Consider the following 19,611-nt stretch of genomic DNA (forward strand, 5'->3'; position numbering starts at 1 on the left):
GGCGGGCGGTCAGATCGAGTAGTCGGGCACGGAGAGGATCCGGGCCGTGCTCTCGCCCTCGACACGGGGGCGCGCTCGTGCGGGGACGCCGGTGAGCACCGAGTCGGGCGGGGCGTCCTTCGTCACGACCGCGTTGGCGCCGATCGCCGAGCGGGCTCCGATCACGACCGGTCCCAGGATCTTGGCGCCGGCGCCGACCACCACGCCGTCCTCGAGCGTGGGGTGGCGCTTGCCCGCGTCGCGGGTGCGTCCGCCGAGCGTGACCCCGTGGTAGAGCATGACGTCGTCGCCGACCTCGGCGGTCTCGCCGATCACGACTCCCATGCCGTGGTCGATGAAGAACCGTCGCCCGATCTGCGCCCCGGGATGGATCTCGACGCCGGTCAGCCAGCGCGCGATCTGCGAGCCCATCCGCGCCGGGAACCGCAGCCCGCGCGTCCACAGCGCATGGTTCAGCCGGTGCGCCCAGATGGCGTGCAGTCCGGGGTAGAGCAGGGCGATCTCGAGTCCGCCGCGTGCGGCGGGGTCGCGAAGCCGGGCGGATGCGATGTCCTCGCGGATCCGCCCGGCCCACGACATGCCGGAGTTCGGCATCAGTCTTCGCGCAGGTCCTCGAACAGCGCGGTGGACAGGTAGCGCTCGCCGGTGTCGGGGGCGATCACGACGATCGTCTTGCCGGCGTTCTCGGGACGCGCGGCGACCTTCAGCGCCTGGGCGACGGCGGCGCCGGCGGAGATGCCGACCAGCAGCCCCTCCTTCGCGGCCAGGTCGCGGGCGGTGGTGAGCGACTCCTCGAAGCCGGCCGTGATGATCTCGTCGATCACGTCGCGGTCGAGGATCGGCGGGACGAAGTTCGGGCCGATGCCCTGGATCTTGGCCGGTCCGGGGTGACCCTCGCTGAGCAGCGGGGAGTCGGTCGGCTCGACGGCGATCACCGTGAGCGCGGGGTTGGCCGCCTTGAGCGCCTGACCGGTACCGGTGATGGTGCCGCCGGTGCCGATGCCGGCGACGAACACGTCGACGTCGCCGTCGGTGTCGCGCAGGATCTCCTGCGCGGTGGTCTCGCGGTGGATCTGCGGGTTCGCGGCGTTCTCGAACTGACGGGCCCAGACCGCGCCCGGGGTCTCCGCGATGATCTCCTGCAGCTTCTCGATCGCGCCCTTCATGCCCAGCGTCGGGTCGGTCAGCACCAGCTCGGCGCCGAACGCCTTGAGCAGGACGCGGCGCTCCTTCGACATGGACGCGGGCATGGTCAGGATCACGCGGTAGCCGCGGGCCGCGCCGACCATCGCCAGCGCGATGCCGGTGTTGCCGCTCGTGGCCTCGACGATCGTGCCGCCGGGCTTCAGCTCGCCGGAGGCCTCTGCGGCGTCGACGATGGCGATCCCGATGCGGTCCTTCACGCTCGAGGCCGGGTTGAACGATTCGAGCTTGACGAGCACCGTGGCGCCGAGGCCATCGGTGACGTGGTTCAGGCGGACCAGCGGGGTGTTGCCGAACGTGCTGGTGATGTCGGAGTGGATGCCTGCCATGACGGACCTTTCGATGGGCGCACTGCGTCGGTGGAGCGACGGGTCCCGCCACCGGAGTCGACGAGGACACGCTCGTGCACAGCCTAGGACGGGGTCGTGTGCGCACGGTGAATGTGACGGCCGCATTACGCTGTACCTCTATGCCCGAGTCCCTCTCCGATGCCCTCCGCCGCGCCGCGTCCGCCCTCGGCGAGGCCGGAGTCCCCGACCCCGCGGTGGACGCCGAGCTGCTGGCGGGCCATGTGCTGGGTCAGGGGCGCGGCGCCGTGCAGGCCGCCACGATCCGCGGCGACGTGCTCGATGACGCGCAGGCGGCGACGTTCGAGGAGCTGGTGGCCCGGCGGGCGGCCCGGGAGCCGCTGCAGCACCTCACCGGGACGGCGCCTTTCCGCCACCTCGAGCTCGCGGTCGGCCCCGGCGTCTTCGTCCCGCGGCCGGAGACGGAGATCGTGGCCCAGTTCGCGATCGACGCCCTGCTGGCCTCGCCCTCATCCGAGCCCGTCGGCGTCGACCTCTGCACCGGATCCGGCGCGATCGCCCTCGCGATGGCGACCGAGGTGCCCCATGCCCGGGTGCACGCGGTCGAGCTCTCGCCGGAGGCGCACGCCTGGGCGCGGCGCAACACCGAGGGGCAGCAGAACCTCGCGCTCGTGCTGGGCGATCTGCGCGACGCGCTGGGCGAGCTCGACGGCACCGTCGACGTGGTGATCTCCAACCCTCCGTACGTGCCGGACGACGCGATCCCGCGCGACCCCGAGGTGCGCCTGTTCGACCCGGCGCTCGCGCTCTACGGGGGCCCGGACGGACTCGACGTCGTCCGCGCGATCAGCCGGCGCGCGTGGGCGCTGCTGCACCCGGGCGGCACGCTCGTGCTCGAGCACGCCGAAGTGCAGGGTGCGGCCATCCGCGAGCTGCTCGCCGCGGACGGATGGCGGGCGACCGCGACGCATCAGGACCTCACCCGTCGTGACCGCGCCACGACCGCGATCCGCGCCTGACCCTGCGTGGCCCCGCGGCGCCGGGGATCGGGGCGGCGCTCAGCAGGACCGCGCCCTGCGCCCCGTAGACTGGGTCGGCCATGTCCTCCCTCTTCGATAGCCGCGACGCGGATCAGATCCTCACCGGTATGCGCCAGGCCCGCCTGGCGATCGGCCGAGGCGAGCTGGTCGTGCTCCCCACCGACACCGTCTACGGCGTGGGCGCCGATGCGTTCAGCCCCGCCGCCGTGCAGCGCCTGCTCGACGCGAAGGGGAGGGGACGCCAGCAGCCGCCTCCCGTGCTCGTCGGCAGCACCGCGACGCTCGCCGCCCTGGTCGAGACCGTGCCCGAGCCCGTGCAGCGTCTCGTCGATGCGTTCTGGCCCGGGGGCCTCACGATCGTGCTGCCGTCGCAGCCGTCGCTCGTGTGGGACCTCGGCGACACCCACGGCACGGTCGCCGTGCGAATGCCCGATCACAAGGTGGCCCTGGCGCTCCTCGAGGAGACGGGCCCGCTCGCGGTCTCGAGCGCGAACCTCACCGGACAGCCCGCCGCGGTCGAGGCCGAGGCGGCGCAAGGCATGCTGGGCGACAGCGTGGCGGTCTACCTGGACGCCGGACCGGCGACCGGCGGCGTGGCCTCCACGATCGTCGACGCCACCTCTCTCGTGCGCCCCGGCGGGGACGACGCGAAGGTCCGGGTCCTCCGCGAGGGTGCCATCTCGCGCGAAGAGCTCGTCGGTGTGCTCGGGGATCTGCTCGAAGACCCGTCCTGACGGTCCTCGGATGAGAGCGACGACGTGAAGCAGTACTTGTTCACCGTGATCCTCACGGCCGCCGTGACCCTGGCCTGCTCGTGGGCGGTCTGGCAGCTCGGCCTGCGGTACAAGCTGTACCCCGGCATCCGCGAGCGCGACGTGCACACCACGCCGACGCCGCGGCTCGGGGGAGTGGCGATGCTGCTGGGGATCCTGGCGGCGTTCGCCGCGAGCGCGGCGAGCCCGTTCTTCCACATCATCTGGGCGCAGCCGCAGACGATGTGGTCGGTGCTCGGCGCCGTGCTGCTCATCGCGATCGTGGGCGTCGTCGACGACCTCTGGGATCTCGACTGGATGATCAAGCTCGGCGCGCAGTTCATCGCCGCGGGCCTGGTCACGATCGTCGGCGGACTGCAGATCGCTTCGCTGCCGCTCGCGGAGCCGGTGATCGGATCCAACTGGCTCAGCATCGTCATCACGATGTTCGCGATCGTCATCGTGATGAACGCCGTCAACTTCATCGACGGCCTGGACGGCCTCGTCGCGGGGGTGTGCCTCATCGCGAACGGCGTGTTCTTCGCGTACTCCTACATCATCGCGCGGGACATCGGACAGTCCAGCTACTTCAGCCTCGCACCGTTCATCGCCGCGGTGCTGATCGGCGCCTGCATCGGCTTCCTGCCGATGAACTGGAGCCCCGCCAAGCTCTTCATGGGCGACTCCGGGGCGCTCGTGATCGGCCTGCTCATGGCCACGAGCGCCGTGGCCATCACCGGCCAGCTGAACCCTGCCGCCCTCCCGAACGCGCAGATCGGCCGCTCCCAGCTGCTCGGCGCGTTCATCCCGATCCTGCTGCCCGTCGTGGTCGTGCTGCTGCCGCTGCTCGACTTCGGACTGGCCGTGCTGCGCCGCATGGGCGCCGGCAAGTCGCCGTTCTCCCCGGACCGCAAGCACTTGCACCACCGCATGCTCGATCTCGGCCACCGCGGCCGGGACGCCGTGCTCATCTTCTACGCCTGGACCGCGATCATCTCGCTCGCCGTGCTGCTGATGTACATCGGCTCGCGCGAGGGCTGGTACGGCGAATACGCCGCCGGCGTGATCTTCGGCGTCGTCGGCGCGGGGGCCTGCCTCGTCGTCACCCTCATCCCGTCGCGCCCGCGCGCCCCCCAGAAGGAATCGAAATGAGCTCCGCGAGCCCCGTCACCAGCACCCCGATCCTGCGCACGGCCCTGGTCGCCTCCGGCATCGCCGCGGTCGTGCTCGGCGTCATCGCGGCGGTCGTCGGGGGAGCCCTCAAGGGTGCTCCCGGAGTGTGGAGCGGCCTCATCGGCGCGCTCATCGCCGTGGTCTTCGGGGCGATCACGGCGGGCAGCATCCTGATCGCGAACCGCTGGTTCGGCCAGGAGCTCTACGTGCAGCTGTTCTTCGCGATCGTGATGGGCGGCTGGTTCCTCAAGCTCGGGCTGTTCGTCGTGCTGATCCTGGTGCTGCGCGGACAGCCGTGGCTGGAGCCCGTGGTGTTCTTCTGGTCGCTCCTGGCCGGTGTCCTGGTGTCCCTCGCGATCGACGGCGTGGTGTTCCTGCGGATGCGCCTGCCGCACGTCAGCGACACCTCTCTTCCCACCGTCGCACCCGAGGACGTGGCGCCGTCGGCAGGGGAGCGTAGCGCCTCCGAGCGGGATCATGACGCGGATTCAGGGAACTCACACGTCTGATAGGCTGGAACCCGAGCCCGCTCGTCCCGCGAGCGCTGCGCTGTGAAGCACATCGACCGACGCCCCGGTAGCCCCCGGTGCCCCGAAGTTGGAGCCCGCGCTGTTTAATCTTGCTGCGACCATGATTCCTCGACTGGCCGACGACAGCGGTTTCCACGGCCCGTCGATGGACGAGTTCTTCCCCGAGATCCTGTTCAACGTCTTCGGCGTCCCGATCCACCGGATCCACCTGGTGCAGTTCATCTCGGTCGTCGCCGTGGTCCTGGTCCTCGTGATCGGCACGCGCCGCATGAAGGTCGTCCCCGGTCGCTTCCAGAGCGTCGTCGAGATGGGCCTCGGCTTCGTCCGCGGCGGCATCGCGCACGACCTGCTCGGCCGCAAGGACGGCGACCGGTTCCTGCCGATCCTCACCACGATCTTCTTCATGACGCTGTTCATGAACATCACGGGCATCATCCCCGGCCTCAACATCGCCGGTACGAGCATCATCGGCGTGCCCCTGCTGCTCGCCGTGATCAGCTACGTCACCTTCATCTACGCCGGCATCAAGAAGAGCCCGAAGAACTTCTTCAAGAACGCCCTGTTCCCGGCCGGTGTGCCGTGGCCGGTGTACATCATCGTGACGCCGATCGAGTTCATCTCGACGTTCATCATCCGCCCGGTGACCCTCACCCTGCGTCTTCTGATGAACATGGTCGTCGGGCACATGCTCCTCGTGCTGTGCTACTCGGCCACCGCGTTCTTCTTCTTCACGGCGGGCGGCGGCTGGGCCGCGCTCGGTGTGGGAACCCTCGCCTTCGGCGGCGCCTTCTCGGTCTTCGAGATCCTCGTGGCGGTCCTCCAGGCCTACGTCTTCACCGTCCTCACCGCGGTCTACATCCAGCTCGCGGTCGCAGAAGAGCACTGACAACCCCTGCGGGCGGTGAAAGCGCCGCCCACAACGAAAGGAAAAATCCGTGGACGCTACTACGGTTCTCGCAGCAGTCAACGGCAACCTCGCGGCGATCGGCTACGGTCTCGCCGCCATCGGCCCGGCCATCGGCGTGGGCATCGTCGTCGGCAAGACGATCGAGGGTGTCGCCCGTCAGCCCGAGCTGGCCGGTCGCCTGCAGGTTCTGATGTGGATCGGTATCGCCTTCACCGAGGCGCTCGCGTTCGTCGGCATCGCCGTCGGCTTCATCCCCTTCCCGTAATCCGCACCCGAATCCCGAAGGAGACAGGATGCTGAACGCTCTTGTCACGAACCTCGCGGCCGAGGGTGAGGCGCACAACCCGCTCCTGCCCGCGTGGTACGACCTGGTCTGGTCGGCGCTGTGGTTCGTCGTGATCCTCCTCGTGGTGTGGAAGTTCGCTCTTCCCCGCTTCACGAAGATGCTCGACGAGCGCTCCGCGGCCATCGAGGGCAACATCGCGAAGGCGGACGAGGCGCAGAAGCAGGCCGAGGCCGCGCTGGAGGAGTACACCCGCCAGCTCGCCGAGGCCCGTACCGAGGCCGGCGCGATCCGCGAGACCGCCCGTGAGGACGGCAAGAAGATCGTCGCCGAGGCGAAGGAGACCGCTGCCGCCGAGGCGGCGCGTCTGACCGCCGCCGCGCACTCGCAGATCGAGGCCGAGCGTCAGACGGCGTTCGTCTCGCTGCGCAACGAGGTCGGCGGCCTGGCCCTCGACCTCGCCGGTGGCGTGGTCGGCGAGACCCTGTCCGACGACGCCCGCGCGACGGCCGTCGTGGACCGCTTCCTCGCGGACCTCGAGGCCTCCGAGGCGGCGAAGTAATGGGCAGCGCGACCGCTCAGGCCCTCACGGCGTCGAGCAACGCTCTGACCGCCGCGCAGGGGATCACCCTCGACGTCGCCGGGGAGCTCTTCTCCGCCACGCGCCTGATCGGTGAGTCCACCGCGCTGAGCGGCGCGCTCGCCGATCCGTCCGCCCCGGTCGAGGCCCGCGCCGCCCTGGTGTCGCGGGTGTTCTCCGGTGCTTCCGCAGCCACGCTGAGCGTGCTCACCACGGCCGTCTCGCAGCGGTGGTCCTCGGCCGCCGACCTCGTCGACGGCGTGGAGGAGCTCGCGGTGCGCGCCGCGGCGATCGCCTCCCCGGATGCCGACATCGAGGGCGAGCTGTTCTCGGTCTCGCGCCTGGTCGCCGACAACGCCGACCTCGAGCTCGCTCTGGGCAGCCGCCTCGGCGGCGGCGAGGGCAAGGCCGCGCTGGTCCAGAAGCTGGTCGGTCCGAGCGTCCACCCGGCGACCTCGCTGATCGTCACCTCGCTGGTGCGCGAGCCGCGCGGACGCCGCGTGCGCCGCCTGCTGAGCCGTGCCATGCGGGTCGTGTCGGAGCAGCGTGACCGGATCGTCGCGACCGTGCGCACGGCGGCCCCGCTCAGCGCATCGCAGCGCGACCGTCTCCGCACGGTGCTGGCCGGCCGCTACGGCCGTCAGGTCGCGCTGAACGAAGTGCTCGACTCCTCCGTCGTCGGAGGCCTGCGCGTGCAGGTCGCGGACGACGTCATCGACGGCAGCATCGCCGCCCGCCTCGCCGATCTCCGGCAGAAGCTCGCGGGCTGACAAACGAACTTCGCGCGGTACGGCCGCGCACCTGTATACAAAGGGAAGACAATGGCAGAACTTTCGATCAGCCCCGACGTCATCCGTGACGCGCTGAAGGACTTCGTCGCCGCGTACGAGCCGACGGCCGGCACGGCGACCGAGGTCGGCACCGTCATCGACGCCGCGGACGGCATCGCGCACGTCGAGGGACTGCCCGGCGTCATGGCGAACGAGCTCGTGACCTTCGCCGACGGCACCAAGGGTCTCGCGCTGAACCTGGACGAGCACGAGATCGGTGTGGTCGTCCTCGGCGACTTCGCCGGCATCGAGGCCGGCCAGGAGGTCACCCGCACCGGCGAGGTGCTCTCCGTGCCGGTCGGCGACGGCTACCTCGGCCGCGTCGTGGACCCGCTCGGCAACCCGATCGACGGCCTCGGCGAGATCACCCCTGTGGAGGGCGTCCGTGCGCTCGAGCTGCAGGCGCCCGGCGTCATGCAGCGCAAGTCGGTCCACGAGCCGATGCAGACCGGCATCAAGGCGATCGACGCCATGATCCCCGTCGGCCGCGGCCAGCGCCAGCTCATCATCGGCGACCGCCAGACCGGCAAGACCGCGATCGCGATCGACACGATCATCAACCAGAAGGCCAACTGGGAGTCCGGCGACGTCAACAAGCAGGTCCGCTGCATCTACGTCGCCATCGGACAGAAGGGCTCGACCATCGCCTCCGTCAAGGGTGCGCTGGAAGAGGCCGGCGCCCTGGAGTACACGACCATCGTCGCGGCGCCCGCGTCCGACCCGGCCGGCTTCAAGTACCTCGCTCCGTACACCGGCTCGGCCATCGGCCAGCACTGGATGTACGGCGGCAAGCACGTCCTGATCATCTTCGACGACCTGTCGAAGCAGGCCGAGGCCTACCGCGCCGTGTCGCTGCTGCTGCGCCGTCCGCCGGGCCGCGAGGCCTACCCGGGTGACGTCTTCTACCTGCACTCCCGTCTGCTGGAGCGTTGCGCGAAGCTGTCCGACGAGCTCGGCGCCGGGTCGATGACGGGTCTGCCCATCATCGAGACCAAGGCGAACGACGTCTCGGCGTACATCCCGACCAACGTGATCTCGATCACCGACGGCCAGATCTTCCTGCAGTCCGACCTGTTCAACGCGAACCAGCGTCCCGCGGTCGACGTGGGCATCTCGGTGTCCCGCGTCGGCGGTGACGCCCAGGTCAAGTCGATCAAGAAGGTCTCCGGAACGCTGAAGCTCGAGCTCGCGCAGTACCGCTCGCTCGAGGCGTTCGCGATGTTCGCCTCCGACCTCGACCAGGCGTCGCGGCGCCAGCTGGCCCGTGGTGCGCGCCTCACCGAGCTGCTCAAGCAGCCGCAGTACTCGCCGTACCCCGTGGAGGACCAGGTCGTCTCGATCTGGGCCGGCACCAACGGCAAGCTCGACACCATCGAGGTCGAGGACGTGCTGCGCTTCGAGAGCGAGCTGCTCGACCACCTGCGTCGTCACACCACGGTCCTGGACCGCCTGCGTGAGACGAACGTCCTCGACGACGACACCGTCGCCGAGCTGGAGAAGGCCACCGACGCCTTCATCCTCGAGTTCCAGGGCGGCAAGGGCCACGGCATCGGCGCTCCCGGTCACGAGGAGCACAGCGCTGCGGACGTCGACGACGTGAACCAGGAGAAGATCGTCAAGGGTCGCCGCGCGTAAGCGCGGGGGAGTCTTCCGATATGGGCGCACAACTCCGGGTCTACAAGCAGAAGATCTCTTCTGCTCAGACGACCAAGAAGATCACGAAGGCGATGGAACTCATCGCGGCTTCGCGCATCCAGAAGGCGATGGCGCGCGTCAACGCGTCCTCGCCCTTCGCGCGAGCCGTGACCCGGGCCGTCTCAGCCGTGGCCACCCACTCCAACGTCGACCACCCGCTCACCCGTGAGCCCGAGAACATCCGCCGCTCCGCGGTCGTGATCTTCTCCTCGGATCGCGGTCTCGCGGGCGCCTTCAACTCGCAGATCCTCCGTGAGGGCATGGAGCTCGCCGAGCTGCTGCGCTCCGAGGGGCGCGAGCCCGTGTTCTACCTGGTGGGCCGCAAGGCCGTGGGCTACTTCCAGTTCCGCGGCCTCGAGGCCGCGGCCGAGTGGACCGGCGACACCGACACGCCGTCCTTCCACACGGCAGAGGCCATCTCGGCCACCCTGCTGGAGGCGTTCGAGCGCGGCGGCGAGCAGGGCGGCGTGGACGAGATCCACCTCGTCTACAACCGCTTCGTCAGCATGATGACGCAGTCGCCGGAGACGGTCCGCCTGCTTCCGCTGGAGATCGCGGAGGCCGACGCGAACGACACCTCGACCGCGGTCTACCCGCTGTACGAGTTCGAGCCGGATGCGGCGACGGTGCTCGACGCGATCCTGCCGGTGTACATCCAGAGCCGCGTCTTCAACGCACTCCTGCAGTCGTCCGCTGCCAAGCAGGCCGCGACGCAGAAGGCGATGAAGTCGGCCAGCGACAACGCCGACAAGCTCATCACCGACTACACCCGCCTGCGCAACAACGCGCGCCAGGCGGAGATCACGCAGCAGATCGCCGAGATCGTCGGCGGCGCCGACGCCCTGGCGTCGAGCAAGTAAGACCCTCAGGAGAGAGACGAAATATGACTGCCACCGCTACGACGGTCGTCGGGCGCGTTGCTCGCGTCACCGGCCCGGTCGTCGACATCGAGTTCCCGCACGACGCGATCCCCGACATCTACAACGCGCTGAAGACGACGATCACGATCGGCGACGAGTCGACCGAGATCACCCTCGAGGTCGCCCAGCACCTCGGCGACGACCTCGTCCGCGCCATCGCGCTGAAGCCGACCGACGGCATCGTCCGCGGCCAGGAGGTGCGCGACACCGGCGAGCCGATCTCGGTTCCCGTCGGCGATGTCACCAAGGGCAAGGTCTTCAACGTGATCGGCGAGGTCCTCAACGCCGAGCCCGGCGAGCAGATCGAGATCACCGAGCGCTGGCCGATCCACCGCAAGGCGCCGAACTTCGACCAGCTCGAGTCGAAGACCACCATGTTCGAGACCGGCATCAAGTCGATCGACCTCCTCACGCCGTACGTGCAGGGTGGAAAGATCGGCCTGTTCGGCGGCGCGGGCGTCGGCAAGACGGTCCTCATCCAGGAGATGATCCAGCGCGTCGCGCAGGACCACGGTGGTGTGTCGGTGTTCGCCGGTGTCGGCGAGCGCACCCGTGAGGGCAACGACCTTATCGCCGAGATGGAGGAGGCGGGCGTCTTCGACAAGACCGCGCTCGTGTTCGGCCAGATGGACGAGCCGCCGGGGACGCGTCTGCGCGTCGCGCTGTCTGCCCTGACCATGGCGGAGTACTTCCGCGATGTGCAGAAGCAGGACGTGCTGCTCTTCATCGACAACATCTTCCGCTTCACGCAGGCGGGTTCCGAGGTCTCCACGCTGCTCGGCCGCATGCCGTCCGCGGTGGGCTACCAGCCGAACCTCGCCGACGAGATGGGTGTGCTCCAGGAGCGCATCACCTCGACCCGCGGCCACTCGATCACCTCGCTGCAGGCGATCTACGTGCCGGCCGACGACTACACCGACCCGGCACCGGCCACGACGTTCGCCCACCTCGACGCGACCACCGAGCTCTCGCGTGAGATCGCCTCGAAGGGTCTGTACCCGGCGATCGACCCGCTGACCTCGACCTCGCGGATCATGGACCCCCGCTACCTGGGCGAGGACCACTACCGCGTGGCCACCACGGTCAAGCAGATCCTCCAGAAGAACAAGGAGCTGCAGGAGATCATCGCGATCCTCGGTGTCGACGAGCTCTCGGAAGAGGACAAGATCGTCGTCGCCCGCGCGCGCCGGATCCAGCAGTTCCTCTCCCAGAACACCTACATGGCGAAGAAGTTCACCGGTGTCGAGGGCTCCACGGTTCCGCTCAAGGACACGATCGAGTCGTTCGACGCGATCTGCCGCGGTGACTTCGACCACGTCGCCGAGCAGGCCTTCTTCAACGTCGGCCCGATCTCGGACGTCGAGGAGAACTGGGCGCGGATCCAGAAGGAGAACGCCTGATCATGGCGGCCGGTGCTGCATCACTGCATGTCAGCCTCGTCTCCGCCGACGCGGAGGTCTGGACCGGCGAGGCGAGCCTCGTCGTCGCGAAGACCGTCGAGGGCGAGCTGGGCTTCATGGCCGGTCACGAGCCCGTGCTGGCCATCCTCGCCGAGGGGCAGGTCCGCATCACGCAGCTGGATGGCACGAAGGTGCTCGCCAGCGCCCGTGACGGCTTCGTCTCGATGGAGGGCGACACCCTGACCATCGTGGCGGGCAACGCGGCGCTCGTCGCCTGATCGACCACTTCACGCACGCGCCGGATCCCTTCGGGGGTCCGGCGTTTGCGTGTCTCCGCACGACCTCGAGGAGCCTTTGCCCATGATGATCCTGCTGCCGCCGAGCGAGACCAAGCGTCCCGGCGGCAAGAGCGGCCCTGCGGATCCGTCCGCATGGGCCCTGCCCGGCCTGCTGCCGCAGCGGATCCTCGTGCGCGATGCGCTCGGGGCGCTCGCGGCCGACGCCGAGGCGACACGCCGGGTGCTCAAGCTCAGCGACAAGCAGCTCTCCGAAGCGGTGCACGACAACGCCTCCCTCGGTGACGGACCGGTGATGCCGGCCGTCGACCGCTACACCGGGGTGCTGTACGACGCGCTGGATGCGGCCTCGCTCGACGGTTATGCACGCCGGTGGCTCGGCGCACACGTCCGGATCCATTCGGCGCCGTTCGGCCCGGTCGGAGCGCTGGATCCGATCCCGTCCTACCGGCTGGGCGCCGCCGCGTCCGTCCCGGGCCTCCCGGCATTGCGCCGGCTGTGGTCCGAGGCGGTGTCGGACGAGCTGGCGAACGTGTCTCCGCGGTTCGTGCTGGATCTGCGCTCGGAGGCCTACGTGGGACTGGGCCCCGTGCCGGAAGGCGTTCCCTCGGCGTATGTGCGCGTCGTGACGGCAGAGGGCAAGGCGCTTAACCACTTCAACAAGTACGCGAAGGGCGAGCTCGTCCGTCGCCTCGCCCAGGACCGGCCGAACATCTCGTCGCTGCGCACGCTGCGGAACTGGGCCTCGCGAGCCGGGGTCGAACTCCGCGTCACGGATGAAACCGGAATACTGGAGCTGGTCACGGATCAGGCGCCGGTCCGCAAATAGTTCGTGAGTGCGACGCTCGGACGCGGTATGGTGTTTCGCGTCGAAGCACCCAGCAGATTCTCAGCTGGGGCTCCTCGATGCGTATGCATCATCAACCGATCCCGGAGGGAAACATGGACTCTTACGGAGACAGCACCGCTCTTGCGGCTGCCTATCTGATCGCGGCCCTGACCTGGTTCATCTTCGCCGTCGTCTTCTACGTGCTCGGCTCGCTCTTCCTGATGAAGATCTTCGAGAAGGCCGGCGTCGAGGGCAAGTGGCGCGCGTGGGTGCCGTTCTACAACGTGATGATCTTCCTGAAGCTCGGTGACCTGAGCCCGTGGCTCGCATTCGGCTTCCTGCTCACGTGGGTGCCGTTCCTCGGGTGGCTCGTCGGCATCGCCATGGCGGTGCTGATGGTGCTCGCCGCGTGGCGTGTCGGCCTCAAGCTGCAGAAGAGCGGTGCCTGGGTCGTGCTGTACATCTTCCTCAGCATCGTGTGGCTCGGCATCAACGCGTTCGACAAGTCGCGCTGGAACCCGAACATCGTCCCCGCGTCCTGGGCCGGCAACGGCTTCCTCGCCGACCGCACGGTCTGGCAGGGCATCCCGGTGCAGCCGTCCGCGCAGGCGGCTCCGGGCTATGGTGCTCCGCAGGGCTACCAGCCTCCGGCGGCCCAGGGCTACGCCCCGCCGCAGCCGGGCTACGGTCAGCCGGCTGCGCCGCAGGCACCCGCTGCCCCGCAGGCGCCGACCTTCCAGCCGCCGGCCGCTCCGCCGGCTCCGGCAGCTCCGCAGCCGCCGGTGACCCCGCCCGCGCCTCCGGCCCCGCCGGCCGCGCCGTCGACAGACCCGGATGCTCCGCAGACGGGCGAGCAGCCCCCGGCCTGATGCTGATCACGAAGGCCCCGGTCCTCGGACCGGGGCCTTCGTCGTTCCCACGGCGGACCGCGGCCGTCGATCACGACCTGTAGTTTGGAAGGCATGAGCGCTGAACGTCGTGTCGGATCGTCCGGGCTCCTGGTCTCCGCCGTGGGGCTCGGATGCAACAACTTCGGACGGGCGGGAACCGCGACGGAGACGCTGCAGGGGACGCGCGAAGTCCTGGATGCTGCGATCGACCACGGCGTGACGTTCCTCGACACGGCGGACATCTACGGCAAGGACCCCGGGCTCAGCGAGACCTTGATGGGCGAGGCTCTCGACGGTCGCCGCGACCGGGTGGTGCTCGCCACCAAGTTCGGCTACCCCGGCGTCGACATGGGCTACGACTTCCCGGCCGCGCGAGGCTCCCGGCGCTACATCCGCAAAGCGGTGACGGAGTCGCTGCGCCGTCTGCGGACCGACTGGATCGACCTGTACCAGCTGCACTGGCCCGATCCGCTCACACCGATCGAGGAGACCCTCGACGCGCTCGACGAGCTCGTGCGCGAGGGGAAGATCCGCTACTTCGGCCACTCCAACTTCGCCGGCTGGCAGATCGCCGAAGCGGAGCTGCGTGCTGCGCGCAGCGCCCGCTTCATCTCGTCGCAGAATCAGTACTCCCTGCTGTCGCGCGCCTCGGAGCGCGAGGTCCTGCCCGCGGTGAACCGTTTCGGGCTCGGGTTCTTCCCCTTCTTCCCGCTGCACAACGGCCTGCTCACGGGCAAGTTCACGCGCGAGGGCGGACCGGCGCAGAGCCGCATCATGCGCACCAGGGCTCACCTCTGGGAGGACGCGCCCTGGGATGCGCTCGACGCCTACCGGGCGTTCTGCGACGAGCGGGGTATCACGATGCTGGAGGCGACCTTCGGATGGCTGCTGGCGCAGCCGGGCGTGGCCTCCGTGATCGCCGGTGCGACGTCCGCGGCGCAGATCGAGGCGAACGCGCGCGCCGGCGGAGCGTGGACGCCGAGCGCCGACGAGGTCGCCGCGATCGACGCGCTTCTTCCGCTGCCCGCGGATCCGGCGGCCTGAGCCGCGTGTCGACGGTGGGGATCCATTACGATGTGTGAGATTTCAGCGGTCGTTCCGATCGCCCGAGCCGAGGGAGGATCGCGATGAGCCAGGGTTCCACAGCGCACACCCGCGAGATCGCACTGGCCTCCGGCGACACGGTCGTCCTGAGCTGGGCGGGGGCGACCGACACCGGTCGCCGACGCGAGAGCAACCAGGATTCGCTGCTCGCCGAGTTCCCGCTCTTCGTCGTCGCCGACGGCATGGGCGGGCACGCCGGGGGAGAGATCGCGAGCCAGCGCACGGTCGCGCGCTTGCAGGAGGCGGTCGGTGCAGGAGAGGTCTCGGCGGCGACCATCGAGACGGCGCTGATCGCCGCCGTGCAGGACATCACGGCGCATCCCGACACCACCGATGAGGGCACGGGGACCACTCTCACGGGTGTCTTCTTCACCCTGATCGACGGCGATGCGCACTGGGTCTCCCTCAATATCGGCGACTCCCGGGTGTATCTGCTGCGCGACGGTGCGCTCAGCCAGGTGACGACGGACCATTCCGTCGTGCAGGAGCTCATCACGGCCGGGCGCCTCAGCCCGGAGGAGGCCGAGGGACATCCGTACAGCAACGTGATCACCCGTGCGGTCGGCGTCAGCGAAGCCCTGCCGCCGGACTACCGCGAGTTCGCCGTGCAGGACGGCGATCGGTTCGTGATCTGCTCCGACGGCCTGACGAAGGAGCTCACGGACTACGGCATCCAGCACTTCCTCGGGCTCAACCCGACGCCGGACGCCGCGGTGGACGCGATGCTCAGCGCTGCGCTGGAGAACGGCGGCCGTGACAACGTCACCGTCATCGTGGTGGACGCGCGGCGGCTTCCGGCCAGCTCCGACTCGTCCTCCACAGCGCCGATCCCGGTCGAGTAGCGCACCGGTCGCGCGGGCGGAGCCCCGCTGACCCGTCGCACGCGATGGGATGACGGCATGGAGCCCGTCGACACGATCGTCCTTCCCGCCGCACCCACCCCGCCTGCGCGGGGTGCTCTGCCGCTGATCGCGGCGATCGTCCCCGTCGTGTCAGGGGCCGTGCTGTTCGCCGTGACCGGGTCGCCGCTCACGCTGTGCTTCGCCGCGCTGGGCCCCGTCATGATCCTGGGGTCCTTCCTGGACGGCGTGCGTCAGCGCAGGCGCGCCCTCCGCGCTGCTCGCGGCGAGGAGGCGCAGTCGTGGGAGCGCGTGGAGGAGACGGTGGCCAGGCGCGAGACGGAGGAGCGAGGGCGACGCGTGCGCATGGCTCCCGATCTCGCCGGCTGCCTCGAGGAACCGCCGACCCGGGCCGTCGCTCTGGCACCGGGAATCGAGGTGTCCGTCGGCCGTGGCGACGGCCCTTCACCGCTGCGGTTCAGCGGGACGGGGGAGCGGGCCGAGGACTTCCGTGCGCAGCATCGGAACGTGTCCGGCGTGCCCGTGACCGCGCCGCTCGCGGAAGGGCTGTGCGTACGCGGCCCTGCGCCGGTGGCCGCCGCGGTCGCACGCGCCCTGCTGCTGCAGCTGTGCCTGCGGCACGCCGCCGGTGCGATCCGTCTCGAGGGAGACGGCGTCGCGTGGCTCGGAATGGACGACCTGGCGGGCCACGGAGGGCTGCCCGCCGTCGCGGCGGGGGTGCACGTCGGCAGACGTCGGACTGCATCCTCCGGCCCCCGCATCTGCGTGGTCGCACCGGGGGATCCGCCGCCCGCGGGCTACCACGCGGTGCTCGACGTGGCCGACCCCGGCCTCGCGTGCCTGCGCATCGCCGAGGGTGCCCGGGTGTGCGCGGCCGAGGGGGTCTCGCGCGAGCAGGCGGAGGTGATCGTCCGCGACCTGGTCCGGGAGCGCGGTGCGGCGGCGGGCATCCCGGGTGCGGTCGCCCTGCGGGAGGTGCTGGCATCAGCGGACGGCCACGGCGACGCCGGGGGCACGCCGGGCGGTCCGCACGGGCTCCCGGCCGTACTGGGGAGGGACGCGGACGCCGCAGTGGTCGTCGACCTCGTCGCCGACGGACCGCACGCCCTCGTGACGGGCGTCACGGGCGCAGGCAAGAGCGAGCTGCTGGTGAGCTGGGTGGCGGCGCTGGCCGCAGCGCACCCCGTCGAGCGGGTGTCGTTCGTGCTCGCCGACTTCAAGGGCGGCGCCGCGTTCGAGCCGCTGCGGTCGCTGCCCCACGTCGCGGCGATCATCACCGACCTCGATGCCGACGGCGCCGCGCGCGGAGTCCGCAGCCTCCGCGCCGAGCTGCGCCGCAGGGAGGCGCTCCTGGCCGCAAGCGGCGTGAGGAGCATCGCCGAGGCACGCGGAGACCTCGGAAGGCTCGTGATCGTCGTCGACGAGTTCGCCGCGCTGCTGCAGGAGCATCCGGATCTCGCCGCGGTGTTCACCGACATCGCCGCACGCGGACGCGCTCTGGGCATGCACCTCGTCCTCGGCACGCAGCGCGCGACCGGGGTGATCCGCGACGCCCTGGCGGCGAACTGCCCGTTGAGGATCGCCCTGCGGGTGACGGACGCCGCCGACAGCCGGGTGATGATCGGCACCGACCAGGCGGCGGGACTGCCGGGCGATCTGGCCGGGCGTGGGCTCGCCTGCATCCGGCGCGCCCAGGACACCGCCCCGGCGGCGTTCCGCGTCGCACGCACCGGTCCGGAGGAGATCGCGGAGATCGCCGTGCGATGGCCGGGGGCGCTCCGTGCGCGCAGTCCCTGGCTGCCGGCCCTGCCGACGCGGCTGCGCCGCGCGGACCTGCCCGGATGTCCGGCAGGGGAGCTCGTGATCGGCCTCGCGGACGAGCCGGATCGACAGCGCCAGGAACCGCGCACCCTGCGGATTGGTCACGATCGCGGACTCACGGTGTTCGGCGGTCCGGGCTCCGGCAAGAGCACTGCGCTGCGGAACGCCGTCGAGCAGGTGACGGACTCCCTGCTGCTGCCGGGGGATCCGGAACGCGCGTGGGCGCTGCTCGACGAGCTGTCGGACGGACGACGTCCCCTGCCCGCGCTGCTGGCGGTCGACGACCTGGACCGGCACCTCGCGGCGTTCCCGCACGAGTACGCGGCGGCCTGGGCGGAGAAGCTGCAGCGCGTGCTGCGGATCGCCGCGGAATGCGGAGGCACGGTGCTGCTCAGCGCGTCCCGGTGCTCGGCGCAGGTCTCGTCCGCGGCCGATCTGCTGCCGGCGCGGATGCTGCTTCGCGCCGCGAGCCGCACCGAGCACCTCACCGCCGGAGGCGATCCGCGCACCTACGATCCCGGCCGCACGCCGGGAAGGGGTGTGCTCGACGGCGTCGAGGTGCAGGTCGCCGTGCCGGATCGAGCCGACGCGGACGGTCGTGCACACGCGGATGACGCCCCGGTCTGGCAGCCGAGAGCGCCCCTGGTCGGGCTCGTGAGCACCACGCCGGCGCGCACCGCGGACGCGCTGTCGCGGTGCTTCGGGCGCGGCGTGGTGCAGCTGCTGACGGAGGGCGCGCCCGTGATCGTCACGGACGGAACGAGAGCATCCGACGACCTCGCGCTGATCGTCGGGGACGCGGATGCGTGGCAGCGGCAGTACGCGCTCTGGCAGCGCGTGATGCGGACGGGGGAGGCGGTCGTGCTCGCGGAAGCGGGCAGGGAGCTGCGCACGCTGGCGGGCGTGCGCGAGCTGCCGCCCTACGCGCTGACGCACGCGGGGCGGGCATGGACCGTGAACGCGGACGGAAGACCGTCCCGTGTGATCCTGCCCGCCCCGCGGGACGACGTCAGCCCAGCAGCTCGTCCAGCGGTGTGAGCGGCAGATCGTGCGCCGTGGCCACACCGGCGTTGGCGATCTTCCCGCCGGTGACGTTGAGACCGCCGGCGAGGGCGGCGTCGGCGCGAAGAGCGGCCTGCCAGCCGCGCGACGCGATCTGGCGCACGTAGGGCAGCGTCGCGTTCGTCAGCGCCGAGGTCGACGTGTTCGGCACCGCGCCCGGCATGTTCGCGACGCAGTAGAACACCGTGTCGTGGACCCGGAAGGTGGGGTCGTCGTGCGTCGTCGGATGGGTGTCCTCGAAGCAGCCGCCCTGGTCCACGGCGATGTCCACGAGCACGCTGCCCGGACGCATCTCCGCGACCATGTCGTTCGTGACCAGCTTCGGCGCCTTCGCCCCGGGGATCAGCACCGACCCGATGACGAGATCCGATCCGACCACGGCGCGGCGCAGATCCAGCGGATTCGACGCCGCGGTCTTGACGCGTCCGCCGAAGAAGTCGTCGAGGTAGCGCAGCCGGGCGATGTTGGTGTCGAAGATCGTCACGTCGGCGCCCATGCCGGCCGCGATCACCGCGGCGTTCGCGCCGGCGACGCCGCCGCCGATCACCGTGACGACAGCCGGACGGGTTCCGGGCACGCCGGGCATCAGCAGACCGAGACCGCCCTGAGAGCGCATCAGCGTGTTCGCGCCGACCAGCGGCGCCAGACGGCCCGCGACCTCGCTCATCGGGGCCAGCAGCGGAAGCGCCCCCGAAGCCAGCTGCACCGTCTCGTAGGCGATCGCGGTCATGCCCGACTCGGCGAGACGGTCGGTCAGCGCGCGATCGGCGGCGAGGTGCAGATAGGTGAAGAGCACCAGATCGCTGCGGAAGCGGTGGTACTCGCTGGCGATCGGCTCCTTCACCTTCAGCACCAGCTCAGCACGGGCCCATACGTCGTCCGCGTCGTCGAGCAGCGTCGCTCCCGCCTCGCGGTAGTCGTCGTCCGACATCGAGGAGCCGGCGCCGGCGCCGGACTGCACGAAGACGTCATGGCCGGCGAGCACGAGGTCGTGCACTCCGGCGGGGGTGAGCGCCACCCGGAACTCGTTGTTCTTCACCTCACTGGGGACCGAGATCCTCATTGTGGCTCCTTTCCTTTTCCCTGATGGGCTTTCCCGCCCGCGGGTTCTGGCCCCTTCTGGGGGCG

General features: G+C 70.3%; 20 protein-coding genes. 17 read left to right on the top strand and 3 right to left on the bottom strand.

Features of this window, described 5'->3' with window-relative positions:
- Nucleotides 1–9: 9 nt before the first annotated feature.
- Nucleotides 10–594 carry a serine O-acetyltransferase EpsC gene (gene epsC, locus RL72_RS15100; protein WP_045251703.1) on the bottom strand — a complete coding sequence of 195 codons (585 nt, stop codon included), beginning with the start codon at nt 592–594 and terminating at the stop codon, nt 10–12.
- A complete protein-coding gene (gene cysK / locus RL72_RS15105; protein WP_045251704.1) occupies nt 594–1,532 on the bottom strand; it encodes a cysteine synthase A in 939 nt (312 codons plus the stop codon). Before cysK ends, epsC begins: the two co-directional genes overlap by 1 nt.
- A gap of 140 nt (nt 1,533–1,672) precedes the next feature.
- Between cysK and prmC the strand changes: the two genes are divergently transcribed.
- From prmC to RL72_RS20600, 17 genes are all read left to right on the top strand, one after another.
- Nucleotides 1,673–2,530: a peptide chain release factor N(5)-glutamine methyltransferase gene (gene prmC / locus RL72_RS15110; RefSeq protein WP_045251705.1), complete on the top strand. Its 858-nt coding sequence runs from the start codon at nt 1,673–1,675 to the stop codon at nt 2,528–2,530.
- 80 nt (nt 2,531–2,610) lie between these two features.
- Nucleotides 2,611–3,285, top strand: coding sequence for an L-threonylcarbamoyladenylate synthase (locus RL72_RS15115; protein WP_045251706.1), 675 nt, complete (start codon nt 2,611–2,613; stop codon nt 3,283–3,285).
- 24 nt (nt 3,286–3,309) lie between these two features.
- The gene (locus RL72_RS15120) at nt 3,310–4,455 is read left to right on the top strand and encodes an MraY family glycosyltransferase (protein WP_045251707.1); all 1,146 of its coding nucleotides are present in this window, start codon (nt 3,310–3,312) and stop codon (nt 4,453–4,455) included.
- The gene (locus RL72_RS15125; protein WP_045251708.1) at nt 4,452–4,985 is read left to right on the top strand and encodes a Cg1360 family ATP-synthase-associated protein; all 534 of its coding nucleotides are present in this window, start codon (nt 4,452–4,454) and stop codon (nt 4,983–4,985) included. The genes RL72_RS15120 and RL72_RS15125 overlap by 4 nt, the downstream gene beginning before the upstream one ends.
- Nucleotides 4,986–5,106: 121 nt before the next feature.
- Nucleotides 5,107–5,892 (top strand): F0F1 ATP synthase subunit A, encoded by a 786-nt coding sequence (gene atpB, locus RL72_RS15130; protein WP_045251709.1) that lies wholly within the window; start codon nt 5,107–5,109, stop codon nt 5,890–5,892.
- Between the two features lie 49 nt (nt 5,893–5,941).
- Nucleotides 5,942–6,178: an ATP synthase F0 subunit C gene (gene atpE, locus RL72_RS15135; protein ID WP_045251710.1), complete on the top strand. Its 237-nt coding sequence runs from the start codon at nt 5,942–5,944 to the stop codon at nt 6,176–6,178.
- 28 nt (nt 6,179–6,206) lie between these two features.
- Nucleotides 6,207–6,758 carry a F0F1 ATP synthase subunit B gene (locus tag RL72_RS15140; protein WP_045251711.1) on the top strand — a complete coding sequence of 184 codons (552 nt, stop codon included), beginning with the start codon at nt 6,207–6,209 and terminating at the stop codon, nt 6,756–6,758.
- The gene (locus tag RL72_RS15145) at nt 6,758–7,546 is read left to right on the top strand and encodes a F0F1 ATP synthase subunit delta (protein ID WP_045251712.1); all 789 of its coding nucleotides are present in this window, start codon (nt 6,758–6,760) and stop codon (nt 7,544–7,546) included. The genes RL72_RS15140 and RL72_RS15145 overlap by 1 nt, the downstream gene beginning before the upstream one ends.
- Before the next feature lie 51 nt (nt 7,547–7,597).
- Nucleotides 7,598–9,241, top strand: a complete 1,644-nt coding sequence (gene atpA / locus RL72_RS15150) for a F0F1 ATP synthase subunit alpha (RefSeq protein ID WP_045251713.1) — start codon at nt 7,598–7,600, stop codon at nt 9,239–9,241.
- A gap of 20 nt (nt 9,242–9,261) precedes the next feature.
- Entirely contained in the window at nt 9,262–10,161 is a 900-nt protein-coding gene (locus RL72_RS15155) for a F0F1 ATP synthase subunit gamma (protein ID WP_045251714.1), read from the top strand.
- 23 nt (nt 10,162–10,184) lie between these two features.
- The gene (gene atpD, locus RL72_RS15160; RefSeq protein WP_045251715.1) at nt 10,185–11,621 is read left to right on the top strand and encodes a F0F1 ATP synthase subunit beta; all 1,437 of its coding nucleotides are present in this window, start codon (nt 10,185–10,187) and stop codon (nt 11,619–11,621) included.
- Between the two features lie 2 nt (nt 11,622–11,623).
- The gene (locus tag RL72_RS15165; protein WP_045251716.1) at nt 11,624–11,899 is read left to right on the top strand and encodes a F0F1 ATP synthase subunit epsilon; all 276 of its coding nucleotides are present in this window, start codon (nt 11,624–11,626) and stop codon (nt 11,897–11,899) included.
- Nucleotides 11,900–11,981: 82 nt separating this feature from the next.
- On the top strand, nt 11,982–12,746 hold the full coding sequence (locus tag RL72_RS15170; RefSeq protein ID WP_045251717.1) for a YaaA family protein: 765 nt from the start codon (nt 11,982–11,984) through the stop codon (nt 12,744–12,746).
- A 113-nt stretch (nt 12,747–12,859) separates the two neighbouring features.
- Complete coding sequence (locus RL72_RS15175; protein WP_045251718.1) at nt 12,860–13,615, top strand: hypothetical protein; 756 nt, start codon at nt 12,860–12,862, stop codon at nt 13,613–13,615.
- Nucleotides 13,616–13,708: 93 nt separating this feature from the next.
- Entirely contained in the window at nt 13,709–14,680 is a 972-nt protein-coding gene (locus RL72_RS15180) for an aldo/keto reductase (RefSeq protein WP_045251719.1), read from the top strand.
- 83 nt (nt 14,681–14,763) lie between these two features.
- Nucleotides 14,764–15,582, top strand: a complete 819-nt coding sequence (locus RL72_RS15185) for a PP2C family protein-serine/threonine phosphatase (RefSeq protein ID WP_045251720.1) — start codon at nt 14,764–14,766, stop codon at nt 15,580–15,582.
- Nucleotides 15,583–15,639: 57 nt separating this feature from the next.
- Nucleotides 15,640–18,459, top strand: a complete 2,820-nt coding sequence (locus tag RL72_RS20600) for an FtsK/SpoIIIE domain-containing protein (protein ID WP_045251721.1) — start codon at nt 15,640–15,642, stop codon at nt 18,457–18,459.
- Here RL72_RS20600 and ald read toward each other — a convergent pair.
- Nucleotides 18,431–19,546, bottom strand: coding sequence for an alanine dehydrogenase (gene ald, locus RL72_RS15195; protein WP_045251722.1), 1,116 nt, complete (start codon nt 19,544–19,546; stop codon nt 18,431–18,433). The two genes, RL72_RS20600 and ald, sit on opposite strands and share 29 nt — an antisense overlap.
- Nucleotides 19,547–19,611 lie beyond the last annotated feature (65 nt).

It is taken from the genome of Microbacterium azadirachtae (assembly GCF_000956545.1).
In the GTDB taxonomy this organism is placed as follows: domain Bacteria; phylum Actinomycetota; class Actinomycetes; order Actinomycetales; family Microbacteriaceae; genus Microbacterium; species Microbacterium azadirachtae.